Annotated in this window: 15 protein-coding genes and 1 riboswitch; of the genes, 4 read left to right on the top strand and 11 right to left on the bottom strand. The window is 30.7% G+C overall.

The annotated features are described in order from the left end of the window. Nucleotides 1-167: 167 nt before the first annotated feature. A riboswitch (FMN riboswitch) is annotated at nt 168-284 on the bottom strand. Between the two features lie 60 nt (nt 285-344). From J418_RS0104290 to J418_RS0104245, 10 genes are all read right to left on the bottom strand, one after another. After that, nucleotides 345-707: a DUF1667 domain-containing protein gene (locus J418_RS0104290; protein ID WP_017752463.1), complete on the bottom strand. Its 363-nt coding sequence runs from the start codon at nt 705-707 to the stop codon at nt 345-347. Continuing rightward, nucleotides 708-1,961, bottom strand: coding sequence for an NAD(P)/FAD-dependent oxidoreductase (locus J418_RS0104285; protein ID WP_017752462.1), 1,254 nt, complete (start codon nt 1,959-1,961; stop codon nt 708-710). A 14-nt stretch (nt 1,962-1,975) separates the two neighbouring features. Beyond that, nucleotides 1,976-3,418 carry an NAD(P)/FAD-dependent oxidoreductase gene (locus tag J418_RS0104280; protein WP_017894861.1) on the bottom strand — a complete coding sequence of 481 codons (1,443 nt, stop codon included), beginning with the start codon at nt 3,416-3,418 and terminating at the stop codon, nt 1,976-1,978. Between the two features lie 97 nt (nt 3,419-3,515). Then, complete coding sequence (locus tag J418_RS0104275) at nt 3,516-4,928, bottom strand: PTS galactitol transporter subunit IIC (protein ID WP_017894860.1); 1,413 nt, start codon at nt 4,926-4,928, stop codon at nt 3,516-3,518. A gap of 11 nt (nt 4,929-4,939) precedes the next feature. Further along, nucleotides 4,940-5,248 carry a PTS sugar transporter subunit IIB gene (locus J418_RS0104270; protein ID WP_017752459.1) on the bottom strand — a complete coding sequence of 103 codons (309 nt, stop codon included), beginning with the start codon at nt 5,246-5,248 and terminating at the stop codon, nt 4,940-4,942. A gap of 26 nt (nt 5,249-5,274) precedes the next feature. Continuing rightward, on the bottom strand, nt 5,275-5,739 hold the full coding sequence (locus J418_RS0104265; RefSeq protein WP_235807087.1) for a PTS sugar transporter subunit IIA: 465 nt from the start codon (nt 5,737-5,739) through the stop codon (nt 5,275-5,277). A 4-nt stretch (nt 5,740-5,743) separates the two neighbouring features. Continuing rightward, complete coding sequence (locus J418_RS0104260) at nt 5,744-6,388, bottom strand: class II aldolase/adducin family protein (RefSeq protein WP_017752457.1); 645 nt, start codon at nt 6,386-6,388, stop codon at nt 5,744-5,746. A 76-nt stretch (nt 6,389-6,464) separates the two neighbouring features. Continuing rightward, nucleotides 6,465-7,403 (bottom strand): sugar phosphate isomerase/epimerase family protein, encoded by a 939-nt coding sequence (locus J418_RS0104255; RefSeq protein WP_017752456.1) that lies wholly within the window; start codon nt 7,401-7,403, stop codon nt 6,465-6,467. Nucleotides 7,404-7,421: 18 nt separating this feature from the next. Continuing rightward, on the bottom strand, nt 7,422-8,195 hold the full coding sequence (gene tpiA / locus J418_RS0104250) for a triose-phosphate isomerase (protein ID WP_017894859.1): 774 nt from the start codon (nt 8,193-8,195) through the stop codon (nt 7,422-7,424). 123 nt (nt 8,196-8,318) lie between these two features. Further along, the gene (locus J418_RS0104245; protein WP_017894858.1) at nt 8,319-9,371 is read right to left on the bottom strand and encodes an NAD(P)H-dependent glycerol-3-phosphate dehydrogenase; all 1,053 of its coding nucleotides are present in this window, start codon (nt 9,369-9,371) and stop codon (nt 8,319-8,321) included. A 391-nt stretch (nt 9,372-9,762) separates the two neighbouring features. On the opposite strand from J418_RS0104245, the gene rpiB reads away from it, so the two are divergent. The 3 genes from rpiB to tkt are packed head-to-tail and all read left to right on the top strand — an operon-like array spanning nt 9,763 to nt 12,899. Further along, a complete protein-coding gene (rpiB, locus tag J418_RS0104240; RefSeq protein ID WP_017752453.1) occupies nt 9,763-10,221 on the top strand; it encodes a ribose 5-phosphate isomerase B in 459 nt (152 codons plus the stop codon). Between the two features lie 25 nt (nt 10,222-10,246). Then, a complete protein-coding gene (gene fsa / locus J418_RS0104235) occupies nt 10,247-10,894 on the top strand; it encodes a fructose-6-phosphate aldolase (protein ID WP_017752452.1) in 648 nt (215 codons plus the stop codon). Nucleotides 10,895-10,910: 16 nt separating this feature from the next. After that, nucleotides 10,911-12,899, top strand: a complete 1,989-nt coding sequence (tkt, locus tag J418_RS0104230) for a transketolase (RefSeq protein WP_017894857.1) — start codon at nt 10,911-10,913, stop codon at nt 12,897-12,899. Nucleotides 12,900-13,282: 383 nt separating this feature from the next. Here the strand turns inward: tkt and J418_RS0104220 are convergent, their stop codons facing one another. Continuing rightward, complete coding sequence (locus J418_RS0104220) at nt 13,283-14,062, bottom strand: DeoR/GlpR family DNA-binding transcription regulator (protein ID WP_017894856.1); 780 nt, start codon at nt 14,060-14,062, stop codon at nt 13,283-13,285. A gap of 201 nt (nt 14,063-14,263) precedes the next feature. Here J418_RS0104220 and J418_RS0104215 point away from each other — a divergent pair, with 201 nt between their 5' ends. Continuing rightward, complete coding sequence (locus tag J418_RS0104215) at nt 14,264-14,902, top strand: hypothetical protein (protein ID WP_017894855.1); 639 nt, start codon at nt 14,264-14,266, stop codon at nt 14,900-14,902.

Raw genomic sequence — 14,902 nt, 5'->3', positions numbered from 1 at the left:
TCACTTCCACTCTGTTTGATGAATTTTCTTGAATTTCTATAAAAATATAACAGTATATATGTAAAATTATATACATTTTCTATTATTTAATGGTTGAATTCAAAAATCCCCTGAAGTAAAAACCTTCAGGGGATAATAATATTCGAATTTAATAAATCAAATTCAATCCTTACTTTCTTTCATCCAGACTTTACTGTCGGTACTGGAATTAAACCAGTTCATGCTTCTAAAAGCTTGCGGACTATACCGCCGATCGGGAATTTCACCCTGCCCCGAAAGTTATTTATTAAGTTTTGTTTATGTTTTCAATATAAACCTTTTTCTTTATATTGTCAACAATAAATTTAAAATTTTATACTTTTCTCGGCTATAATATTTACATCTGTATTCAAAATATTCTTGATTATTATATCGCCACATTCAATTGGAGGAGTAGCCCTAACTTTATTAATTTCTTTCATTGCTTCAAACAATAGATCTTTCGATATGCTTATATCTGAACGAACAGGCAATAAGATCCTATTGCTGTTATTAATTTTTACTGTTGAAGTTAAGATTCTTTTAGGATCTTTTATTTCCTGTAATGCATAACTCTCTCCTCTATTACATTTTTGACCTTTTATTTCTGCTATCTTATTATTTTGTAATGTTACAGTTAACTTACATCCATTTGGACATACTATGCAATATAGATCATTTACCTCCAATTATAAAACCTCCTCTACGTCAATTTCTATATCATTTTGATATTTGTTTGCAATATCTTTAGTTAATATAATCTGTTCCATTTTGCTTGGTTTTAAATTTAGAATTTTAGTTTCAAATATTTTTTTATCATCTGACTTTAAAACTATTTTACCCTTCAATGGTTTTCCTACCCTAAACTTAACTTTAACAGGTAAATCTATCTCCTTTGCTATAAGATTAGGTACAGTGTATCTTACATTCTTAATCGATATTATTTTTCTATTATAAACATTTGATTCTTCTTCAGATTTAGCATACTTAACTGATCTTAAACCTGCCTCTTCTGATTCTAATGTCACATTATCTACAAGGTCATGTACATGTAATACATTTCCACAGGCAAATATCCCAGGTATATTAGTTTGAAGTTTATTATCAACAATAGGTCCATTTGTTATAGGATTTATTCTTATTCCAGCTTTTTCAGAAAGCTCATTTTCCGGTATTAATCCAACTGATAGTAATAAAGAATCACAATTTATAAATTTCTCAGTTTCTTTAATAGGCCTCATTAATTTATCAACTTTTGAAACCATGATCCCATCTATTCTATCTTTTCCAAATATTTTTGTCACAGTTGTAGAAAGATATAATGGAATATTAAAATCCTCAAGACACTGCCTTATATTTCTGTAGAGTCCATTAGGATATGGCATTACTTCATAAACTCCTAAAACCTTTATTCCCTCTAATGTTAATCTTCTTGCCATTATTAATCCTATATCTCCAGATCCTAAAATTACAGCTTTTGTTCCAGGTTTTAAATTCCTTATATTTATATACCGCTGTGCCTGACCTGCCGTCATTACTCCAGATGGTCTGTACCCTGGTATTTTTATGGCACCTGCTGTCCTTTCTCTACATCCCATAGACAACACTATTGATTTCGCTTCTACATTTATTACTCCATTTTCATTAACTGCAATAATGTTTTTATTTTCATCTATATCTATTACCATAGTATTCAAATAGACTTTTACTTTTGACTCACTCAACTTGTCTATAAATCTTTGAGCATATTCAGGTCCTGTCAATTCCTTTTTAAAATAACTTAATCCAAATCCACTGTGTATGCATTGATTAAGTATTCCGCCAAGTTCATCATTTCTTTCAAAGATTGCCACTTCTGCTCCATGTTCCCATGCTTTCAAAGCAGCTGCTAATCCCGCTGGCCCACCACCTACAACTACCACATCATAATAGAATGTATCCATAAAAAACGTCTCCTTTACTTTAAGTTTGTATAAATAATTTTTGAACCTGTATTTTCTTTTAAAATATCAAGTTCTGATTTATTTAATTCACGAGATAGAATTGAAATAATTCTATCTTGACAAAATCCTCCTTGACAACGTCCCATTCCGGCTCTAGTCCTTTTTTTCACTCCGTCAACAGTTGTTGCACCAACAGGTCTTTTGATGCAATCAATGATTTCACCTTCTGAAACCTGTTCGCATCTACATATTATATGTCCATATTTTGAATTCTCTTTAATTAGTTGATCTTTAACTTTATTATCAATTTCACTCATGCGTAATATATCTCTTCTATAAGGGTCAAAATTGTCATTAACCTTAAGTTCAACACCCTCATTAGCTAATATATCTCTTACATACTCGGCAATTGCAGGTGATGAAGCTATACCAGGAGACTGTATACCTGCAACACTGACGAATCCTTTTATAACTTTTGAAGCTTCTATATAGAAATCATTCGAGTTATTAATAGTTACAGCACGAGATCCAGCAAAAGTCCTTATTACATCCTTTTGGGAAATTGATGGTACCGATTTTATAGCTCCATTTAACAGTGAATCTATACCTATTGCACTGGTGGTGGTATCTTCTTTATCTTCTATTTCTTCCGCAGTTGACCCAATTAAGATATTTCCTGAAACAGTTGGAATAACAACTATACCTTTAGTGTGTTCTCCAGGAATAGGGAAAAGTATTCTATTTACCTTAGCTTTAGAAGATTTGTCAAGAATTAACAGTTCCCCTTTTCTTGGTTTTATTTTATAGTCATATATTCCAACCATATTTGCTATTCTGTCAGCATAAAGCCCTGCACAATTTACTACATAATTGGATACATATTCTTTATTCTCTGTATTTATATAAAATAAATGATTATCATATTTAATATTTATTACCTTTTGATTTCTATAAATATTTACTCCATTTTGGGCTGCATTTTCAGCAAAAGCAATTGCGATTTCAAAAGAATCTACTTCACCTGCTGTAGGAGCAAATAGAGCATACTTTACATCTTTATTTATTCCTGGTTCCATATCCTTTATTTCATGACTTTTTAATATTTTTAGATTAGGTACTCCGATTTTTTTGCCATTTTTTAAAAGCTTATTTAAAAATTCAAGATCCTTTTCGTTATATCCCAAAACCATTGACCCTTTGTTTTCATATTTAAAATTTAATTCTTCCTTCAATTTCGGATACATTAAACTTCCCTTTACATTCAACTTCCCTTTTAAAGATGATGGATTTGGATCATATCCTGCATGGATTATACCACCATTTGCTTTTGTAGTACCACAAGCTATATCTTGATTTGCTTCTAGGAGAGCACTTTTAAGCCTATACCTAGATAATTCTCTAGCTACAGCACATCCGACTATTCCGCCCCCAATAATTATCAAATCATATTTTTCCACATAAACCACTCCTCTCTATACAAAATTCAGTATAGTTTCAATACTATATTTAAAATGAAGAATAGATAGAATTAAACTATCTATTCCCAATTTTATATTAGACATTATTTTGAATTAACTCTTTATTCTTTTTAACTCTTTCTTCTAGGAAATCCTGTAATTTTACTTTATTTTTTCTGAAAATTACATATCCGAGTAAGTAAGCCACAACAACTAATCCAATTAACACTGGATTCTGTGATAAAAATGCCAAAAATATTACTCCTGCCAGCGGCTGTGCTAAAATAAGAAGGCTTGTTATAAAGAGACCAGTAGAAGGAATACTTACACCTACCTGCTTTGCAACTTCTGTAAATACAGGTGCTGTAAAAGACGCTAATAATAATCCTAGTGTAAACCATATAGCTCCACTAATAATTGTCTTTACTATATTCCCATTTGAAACACATACCATTGCCTGTATTCCATAAGGTATTGCTATTAGGTCAACCATAGGTAATACTCTATTTCCAGGCAAAATAAATGATATTATAAGCAAAATAGGAATTAAAAGTAAACCAGAAATAAGAGTTGCAGTTTCACCATACCCTGCGGCATCATTAATAGCTATATACCAAACCCTCGTATCCTTCTTACCTTTAGTAGCCTTTTTAGAAGCATCAGTTATTATAGTAAAAGCTGAAGCAAATATGCTTGCTATTTTAGGGAATATGGTCATAACTGCAGCAGTTGCAACACCAATAAGTGCTATATTCCCCCAGGCCCCCAAGGTATTTAATCTTTTAATATTTCCAATTACTCCTAATAGCATGCCAAGTAAGAATCCTAATGTAGTTGGATCACCTAAAAATCCTAGTTTTTTTTGAATAGTCTGAGGATCCGCCTTAATTTTATTTAAATGAAGTTTGTCCAGTAATATATCTAAAACTATTGCAAAGGGTGCCGCTCCTATTGTGTGTAATGCAGAAATTGTACATCTTGGATAGTGATAGTAAGTCGACCATCTCTTCTGTGTCAATTCAGTACAAAGCAAAGTATAAAGCGTAAGTATAATCATGCATCCAAGTGCAAGAAACATATTTTTAGTTAGTAGATATATTATGGATCCCCAAACCATATAAGAATAATTATTCCATAGATCTGCCGCTTGAAATACATCTGTCCATTTCACCAAAAATAATATAACTTGCAATAATATACAGAGTCCTAAATAAATCATTCCAACATTAGTGGAATAAGCAACTATTGAAGTAGTCTGCCAACCCATATCAATAGCAGGAAGGTGTATTCCTGTGCTTGATACCATGGATCTAACCAAAGGAGTAATAATGGGTATAAATGAGTTAATTAATAAACTAAATCCTTCAAGTCCTACTCCTGCAAATAATGCAGATTGAAAAGCTCTTTTCCTGTTACATTTCATAACCCTTGCAATTATATATAACATTATTGGAACAAAAATATATGCACCAAATGAATCAAAAACTCTTTTCAATGCTTCAAAAAACATAAGATCTCCTCCTAATTATTTGAATCTAACCCATCTATGACTTTATATATCTCCTCCATAACTTCATCTTCACCAAATCCTGTCAAATAGCCTATTCCATCAATTATTGGAATATCGTAACTCTGGGTAACTGGTGTAAGTGCCACTATAAAATCATAACTGCCTGAACTCATAATTCCCTCAAGTTGCCCTGGATTAGCCTCTGTTGCTTCTACCTGATAACCCTTTTCATCTTCAATTTGATTTTTTAATTTATTTGCCACCATTGTTGAACTTACAACTCCTGAGCCACATACTGTAATAATTTTTATTTGCCTCATTACTAACACTCCTTATTTTTAATTTTTTAACTAATAGCGCAAAACTGTAATACTTCTAGAACTTTATCTACAGATTCCGCATCTTTTAACCTATTAAGCAATTCTCCATTTTGAATTAAAAGCATTAAGTTTTTTAATAACATAAGCTGATTATTAGGGTCTTTTATAGCCAAAAGGAATACAACATTTACGCTCAATTTTTTATTTATATTCCCCATCATACTAAATTCTACTGGATTTTTCAGCGTAGCTATGGCCATACATGATTTATTAACATGTATGCTATCAGTATGAGGAATTGCAACACACATACCTTCACTTGGAAGTCCTGTTGGAAATACTTTTTCTCGTTCTATAACAGCATTTATATAAGTATCTTTTACACTTTTCTGTTTATACATTAAACTTCCTAATGTTTCTATTACATCACTAAATTTTTCAGCATCTAAACTAATCTTTACCAATTCTTTATTAAGTATATCCACATTCATCACCTTACTGTCCATATTTTTTTTTAACATTTTTTTTAATAAGATTACATTCATCTTCCGAGATTATACTCAAAACACCTATCTGTTTTGCATAAAATGCTTTTTTAGCACTTTCCTCTACTATTATTGAATTAATAAATGCTTCATTTATATCCTTTCCGACTGAAATGGTGCCATGATTTTTTAACAATATAGCATTGCTATCTTTTAGTGTTGCAGCAGCTACTTCCCCTAATTCTCTAGTTTCCTGAGTTTTATAAGGAGCACATCTTATTGGTCCACCTATAAGAGATGAAAGTTCTGAAGAAATACATGGTATATCCATGCCACAGCAAGCCCATGATGTAGCCATAGTTGAATGAGTATGGATTATGCCAAATACATCTTGTCGTTTTTTATAGATTGCACAATGCATTAATATCTCTGTAGATGGTTTTTTATTTCCATCAATTACTTCTCCATGTAAATTAGCAACCACAATATCTTCAGGTTTTAAGTCCTCATAATTTATTCCACTTGGAGTAATACATATATAATCTGTCTCTTTATCTCTAATGCTAAAATTTCCGAAAGTCAATGTGACAAGCTCTTTTTCTTGCACCTTCAATGCTATTTCTATTACTTTCTTCCTATTGTCTTCTAATAACATTAGCAATCCCCCTTATCATAATTATTTTTTATAACTACCACCTTCCTAAATCCTTGCTATTAATGTTTATATCTCATCATTTCTGATTAATACTTTTATAGGTATCTATGATATCTTTCCAATAATCAATACTCTCCTTTAGCGAGGAAATAATTATATTGTCATTTAATCCAATTGGCTTAAAAAATAACTCCATTGTAAGATAAATTTCTCTTATGTTGGTTTTTACTACTTCATCTATAACCTTTTTTCCATCTATAATTCCATCATTATTATTTTCCTTAGTAAATGCAGCATGTAAACTAGCTCCTTTTTTAGTTTGCTGTAAATGAAGGACTTTCGAATATTTAAGAAGTTCCCTGATCCATGCATAAGTATCACCATCGGCAGGATCCGATGAATTGATGTTTAAATGTCCTACATCCAAATTTAAGTATATTGGAATATCTGATGAAGCATTTAATTTATTATAAATATATTTTGTTTCTTCAATAGTACTTGGATATTCTCTAGGTATAGACATAGGTTCTATAAGTAAATATTTAAGCCCATTTTGTTTGGCATAAACAGAAAGCTCTGACATAATATCTACATACTCATCTAGAAGTTGATTCTTCCTTTTTTCATTTTTTATGTCTGCCATACTAAATGCACCTACATATACACCCATCGATTCAGATCCAATTAATGATGTTTCATATATTCCTTTTTTGTACCAGGATATAAACGATTTTCTTATTTTTTTATCTGGATGCAACAAGAAATTAGATTGATGAGATATAGCTCCTGTTGCTGTACTTTGAATTATAATTCCTTTTTTCTTAGAATATTCTCTTATTTCATAACATTTTTCATCTCTCACTTTTTGTTCAATTATTACGGGATCCAATAAATCAAAATAGAACTGTACATACTTTATTTTTAAATCATCAGCTATTATATCCATCCACTCTTTAGTAAGAGGATATCTGTTAAGGGCAAAACTAGTATTCATTCCAAGCCTAATGTCAGTCATTAAAATCACCTTTCCATCTTATAAATTATTTAAATTGACAACCTTTTCTACCATATTCCTAAAATTCTCAGGTTTTAGTCCGAATCTTCCGATAAAAAATCCATCTATATTTTCTTTTATAGCTAATTTTTCAATATTATTTATACTTACTGATCCTCCATAAATTATTCTTATATTTTCAGATACATTTCTTCCATAATTTTTTTGAATTTCGTTTCTTATAAAGCTGTGCACGTGTTCAACATAATTACTATCCGCTGATTCCTGCTTACCTATGGCCCATACAGGTTCATAAGCAAGTATCACATTTTTCATATTTTCTTCATTCAACTTATCTAAGGCCCATAGAACTTGATCTTTTAACTTTATACTTGAAATTTTTTTAATTTTATCGTTTTCATTTTCGCCAATACATACCACTGGCATCATATTATATTTAAACGCAAGTCTTACCTTTTTGTTAACATCTTCATTTGTTTCATTAAAATAAGCCCTTCTCTCAGCATGTCCAATCTCTACATAAGAACTTCCCAATTCTTTTAATATTAATGGTGGTACTTCTCCTGTAAAAGCTCCCCTTTCTTCATAACACATATTTTGCCCGCCATAACCAATATTCGAGTCTTCGAATATTTTAGCTACATATGATATTAACGGAAATGTGGGTAAAATAAACATTTCAACTTTTTCTTCATTTCCCACATAATTTCTTATTTTTCTCGCTGTCTCCATTCCAATATTAAGTGAATTTATATGCATTTTCCAGCTTGAGGCTACTATTGGTTTTCTCATATTAGATACTCCTTTTTTAAATATTATATTTATAATAACTATGGTAAACGTCTACAATATGACGATTTCAATATTAATTAAACTGTATTATTATATTCTTATTAATATTACTTATTATTTAAACTAATTTGAATAATGGTGTAATATTTTTTTTATTAATTTATAAGCTGGTTTATTTCCGTAAACAATTTCATATAAGTTATTTAAGAACTTCATATCTGACAATGATAATTTTTTATCTTCTTCTAATTGTATAACCAAATCATATCCAAACTTTATTGCTGAATATCCTTCTACCGTTATATTTTCGTTTCTCATTTTTTCTACTGCTTGGCTAGGAGTATAACCTCCACCAATTAATTTTCCAAACATTCTATTTCTACCAGCTTCACCCGTAACTTCAAGATCTCCAGTTCCTGATAATCCTATTGCAGATTTTATTTTTCCTCCCATTGAGTCTGTTAGCTTAATCATTTCTTTTAAGGCAAATGTAAACAATGCAGATTTAGTATTATTATGAACATGTCCATTTATATTTTCAAATCCTTCTGCTATCCCTAAACCTACGGAATATGCATTTTTCATGGCCGCACAGATTTCTGTACCCACAACATCTTTGTTCACATTAACTCTATAAGCATCTGTCATTAACAAACTTTGCATATATTTAGCACTTTCTATGTTTTGGGAAGAGTATACAACAGAAGTAGGAGATTGAAAAATAACTTCTATAGCTTTACAGGGACCTCCAACTACTACAAAATCAACTTCATCCTTTAACTTTTCAGGCAAACTTTCCTTAAGAACTTCTGGCAAAATAACTATTCTTTTATTTTTATTGAATTCCAATCCCTTTGATACACTTCCAACTATAGTTTTGCCATTTATATAAGGTATAATTCTTTTAAATATCTTTTTAATTGCATCAGATGTGATAGCCATAATTATTAGATCTGTATCTTTAAGGGCTTTTTCAAGTTCATCAACATAATAAGCATTTATACCGTCAGGCAACTTACATTTATGTTTTGGATGCTCCTTACCTTCTCTAAGATTTTTAATTATTTTACCATCCAATTCTGTACCCCATAAGTTTACTCTATGTCCATTATGAATCAAAGGAACCGTTAGAGCACTTCCCATTGCCCCTGCACCAATAATTGTTACCGTACTCATATCTAATATCACCATCCCTTGTAATCATAGTATCATCAATATTATTAATTTCCAAATCTGTAATTTTCTTTTATACTTTATTTATATTAATGTTTATTATTATTTTCTTTTATTTACTTGTGTTTTCTTTTATTTTTGCTGCTAAAACTAAAAAAATTGATGATACACTTCTTACAGCCAAGACTTAATTATATTATTCCAGGGTTTTGTTGAATTAACTTATAAAATTATAATTAAATAAAAATAAACGATAATAAACGATAGTTAACGAAAATATAAACTTTTATTAAAATAAACAGGCTTATCCACTAAATAGTGCATTTGGATATATATTTTCTAAATGATACTATAATAAAAGAATATAAAAAATTATATAAAGGAATGATATATTATGAAAATTGCTATAGGCTGTGACCAGAATGGTTATGCTCTGAAATCACAATTAATAAAATTTCTACAAGAAAAAAATATCAAATATGTAGACTTCGGATCAAACGAGGGGGAATCAGTATACTATCCTAATATAGCATTAAAAGTCGGTAAGGAAATAGCAAGTGGAAACTTCGATAGAGGAATACTAATCTGTGGTACTGGAATAGGTATGGCAATAACAGCTAATAAGGTACCTGGTGTACGAGCTGCTGTGTGTCATGATATCTACTCTGCTGAAAGAGCTCAAAAAAGCAATAATGCTCAAATTGCCACTTTTGGTGCAGAAATAGTTGGTCCATCTCTTGCAAAATATCTACTGGATATATGGTTGAATTCAAAATTTGTAGATGGTAGATCTACTCCAAAAGTAAAATTAATAAACGAAATAGACAAAAATTTCAGAAAAGAAATATCATAAAATTATTTATATTGGAGGTAATCATATGAAACTTTTTATAGACACTGCTAATGTAGAGGAAATTAGAAAAGCCAATGAAATGGGAGTAATCTGCGGGGTTACTACTAATCCCTCTCTTATCGCAAAGGAAGGAAGAATTTTCAAAGATGTTGTAAGTGAAATAACTACTATAGTTGATGGTCCAATAAGTGCTGAAGTTGTAAGTTTGGAATCTGAAAAGATGGTATCTGAGGCTAAAGAACTTGTAAAAATACACAAAAACATTGTAATAAAAATTCCTATGACTATAGAAGGATTAAAAGCTGTAAAGATCCTTTCTAAATTGGGAATAAAAACTAATGTTACATTGATATTTTCAGCTGCCCAGGCTCTTCTTGCCGCAAGATCTGGTGCTTCCTACGTAAGTCCATTTCTTGGAAGACTTGATGATATAGGCATGAATGGTATAGAGCTTGTCAAGCAGATATCTGAAATATTTAAAATTTATGATATAAAAACAGAAATCATATCTGCAAGTGTAAGAAGTTCTCTTCATGTTATAAATGCTGCAAGATCAGGCTCTGATATTGCTACAGTTCCATATAAAGTTTTAGTACAAATGTCCAAACATCCTTTGACAGACATAGGTATACAGAGATTTTTAGATGACTGGAAAACGGTTCCAAAAAAATAATAAGGATGTGTTTTTGATGAAAGATATCGATGAATTAACTATAAATACCATAAGGATATTATCTGTAGAAGCTATTGAAAAAGCTAAATCAGGACATCCGGGACTTCCTCTTGGATCTGCACCTATTGCATATACTCTGTGGGCAAAAGGACTGAAGCATAATCCTAAAAATCCAAATTGGTCAAACAGAGACAGATTTATATTGTCTGCAGGACACGGTTCTGCACTTCTATACTCCATTTTATATTTGTTTGGATATGAATTAACAATTGATGATTTAAAACAATTTCGTCAATGGGGAAGCAAAACTCCAGGTCATCCTGAATATGGACACACCATTGGAATAGAAACCACAACCGGTCCTCTTGGACAAGGTATAGCCAATGGTGTCGGTATGGCTATTGCTGAAGCTTACCTGGCAAAAAAATTCAATAAACCTGGATATCCTGTAGTAGATCACAATACCTACTGTCTGGCTGGCGACGGATGTATGATGGAAGGTATATCATCAGAAGCAGCATCCTTAGCTGGTACTCTAGGACTTGGTAAATTAATTGTATTTTATGATTCAAATAATATAACTATAGAAGGTAATACAAATATCGCATTTACTGAAAATGTAGGCAAAAGATTTGAATCCTATGGATGGCAAGTATTAAATATCAACGATGGAAATGATATTAAAATCTTAGAAACATCACTTGATGTAGCTAAGAAAGAATTTAATAAACCTACCATCATAATAGTAAAGACTCAAATAGGATATGGTTGTCCAGAAAAACAAGGAAAAGCTTCTGCTCACGGTGAACCTCTAGGTGAGGAGAATATAAAGTGTACGAAGAGATTCCTTAATTGGGAGCATAAGGAAAGCTTTTTTGTTCCAGAAGAAGTAAAAGATCATATGAATAAATTAATAAAGAACCTAGAAATTGAAGAAAATAAGTGGAATAAGTTAAAAACTAAATATAATCTTGAATTTCCTGAGTTGGCTAAAGAATGGGAAATATACCATTCTAAAGATCTTCCTATAAATCTTCTTGGGAATAAAAATTTTTGGTCATTTCAACATGAAATGTCTACTAAAAATGCTTCAGGTAAAGTAATTAATAGACTTGCAGATAAATTGACAAATTTAATAGGTGGCTCTGCAGATCTTGCTCCTTCAAATAAAACCAGAATGAAAAATGAGGGAGACTTTACCAAAGAAAACAGAGCAGGCAGAAATCTGCATTTTGGAATAAGAGAACATGCCATGTCAGCCATAGCTAATGGAATATATCTTCATGGAGGGCTAATACCTTACGTTTCTACTTTTCTAGTATTTAGTGACTACATGAAAGCTTCTATGAGACTATCTGCTCTTATGAAACTTCCTATAATCTATGTACTGACTCATGACAGCATAGGGGTTGGCGAAGATGGTCCAACTCACGAACCAATAGAACAACTGGCTTCTCTGAGAAGTATACCAAATATGACAGTGTATAGACCTGCTGATGCAAAAGAAACTGCCGCTGCATGGTACTACTCTCTTACGAATAAAAATAGTCCTACTTCAATAGTACTAACAAGACAAGATGTGCCGCTATATGATGAGACAGGAAAAGATGCTCTAAGAGGTGCTTATATCTTAAAAGACAGTAAGAAAGAAGTACCAGATTTAATCTTGATGGCTTCTGGTTCTGAAGTAGAACTTATATACGAAGCTGAAAAAAAATTAGAAAAAAGAGGTATAGATGCAAGAGTTGTAAGTTTCCCTTCTTTCGAGGTATTTGAAAATCAAGATAATAAATACAAAGAAAGTATACTTCCGAAATCTGTAAAAAAGAGATTAGCTGTAGAAGCTGCTACATCTTTTGGCTGGTATAAATACATCGGTTTAGAGGGAAATATAATATCCATAGATCATTTTGGAGCTTCTGCACCAGCTAAAGAACTGTTCAACAACTATGGTTTTACTGTTGAAAATGTTGTATCTAAGGCATTGAAACTTATACAGTCATAAACTTAATCATTTTGTAGTATTGCTGCTGGCGTTTTTATCGTACAAGCATTAAATGATCATTTGAGAATCAAGAAAGATCCTGTTTTAGTAAAAATAGAGAATGCCAATAGATCTGTACAATATAAGCATAGATAACTATCAAATTATTAGTAGATATCTATGCTTACTTTTTTATGATAGGTTTAATTAGTCGACATGGATAGATTTGAGTTAAACACAAAACGTCAACCAACATTCCCATTCAATATTTGATTTTTAGATTTCGTTGTATAATTATGCCTCTTTTTTGTTTCCTTTTTTTCAGACATAACTAATTTCCCCTTTTCTATAATTATTTTATTATATTATGTTCTTAAAAAAGTTGTTCTATTTATTATAATAGCCTATCCATTATCTTTTTCAGCGACTATAACATCTATTCCATATTTCTTATACTTTTCTAACAATTCCTTTGATGAATTAAAATCAGTAATTATAGTATCTACTCTTTTAGGGTCTGCAAAACTTGAAATTGAATTTACTTCTAGTTTAGAAAAGTCCAGCATAGCTACAATCTTCTTAGCTCTTGAAATAAGAAATTTTTTTAATTCTCCTTCATATATATTAAATTCTGTAAGCCCTTGCTCAACAGTAAATCCTCTTGCAGATATAAAAGCTATTTCTGCATTAATCTGGGAAACTAAGTTTTTTCCTAATAATCCTTCCAGTGCTCCAGATTTCGGCCTTACAACCCCCCCAACAAGTATTACATTTATATTATTGTTATCCTTAAGTGCAAGTGCAGTATATATACCATTAGTTACTACAGTAATTCTAAGGTTGGTCTTGCTTAGACGTCTAGCAAGAGATATTGAGGTTGAACTGGCATCTATTATAATGCACTGACCATCTTTTATAAAATCATAAGCTTTGTTTCCTATTACATTTTTTTCAACTTGATTTTTACTCTTCCTACTTGGAAAACTTAGATCTCTATTTATTATTTCAGGTAATACAGCTCCCCCATGGATTCTTTTTATGAGCCCATCTTTTTCTAATTTATTTAAATCATTTCTTATAGTGCAGGCAGAAACTCCAATTAATTTACTCAAATTATCATTTGTTACTTTTTTATTCTTATATAATAAATCTAATATTTTATTATGTCTTTCAAATGCAAGCACAATTTAACCTCCTCTTTTAAAATCAATCTTAATTTTACTAAAACAAAAACATATAAAAATTAAACGAAAGTAAACACTTATTAAATAATTATAACAAACAATACCCTATATAGAAACTATAGTTTAAAATTTCTTCACATAAAATTATTATAGTGTATAATATAACTGTTTAAACCTATAATTAAAAATTGAAATGAGGTAATGAGAATAGAGATAGTAAAAAACTTTAAATTCAAATTAAACAGGAACCAAATTATAAAAGCACTAAGAAGCTATGGTGAAATTTTAAACGAAAATGAACTGACTTTATTCTATAACTCAATGCTTCCGATTTTATATCAATTAGTACAACCTGCAGCTATATTTGATATTTGTACTAATGAAATCCCAACATATGATGATAAATATCAATATATAGTTCCATGTATTATTACTGCAGGAACTACAGTAGATAAAAAAATAGAGAACTATTTTTCAGACAACAGACCAAAAGAAGGACTAGTATTAGATGCAATGTGTACTTCTTATCTATTTGAAATAAGTTCACAGCTTTTTAATTGTATATACGAAAATACATCTAAAATGAATCTTGGATTGAGCTGCAGAATATCTCCTGGGGATGATAAACTGCCTCTTAAATATCAAAAAAATATATTGGACAGACTTAATATTGATAATATTTTAGATTTGAATATTACAGAAAATTATATGTTGACCTCAATGCATTCCATGACTTATATATATGGAGCTGATAAAAACATAAAATTAAATAAATTTGATCATAACTGTGCAAACTGCAAGAACAAAGAATTTTGTAATATGAGAAAGGACTTGGTTTGA

Origin of the sequence: Clostridium tyrobutyricum DSM 2637 = ATCC 25755 = JCM 11008, assembly GCF_000359585.1 — a bacterium.
Taxonomy (GTDB): domain Bacteria; phylum Bacillota; class Clostridia; order Clostridiales; family Clostridiaceae; genus Clostridium_B; species Clostridium_B tyrobutyricum.
The sequence above is the reverse complement of the archived record's forward strand: the minus strand, read 5'-3'. Positions and strand labels throughout refer to the sequence as shown.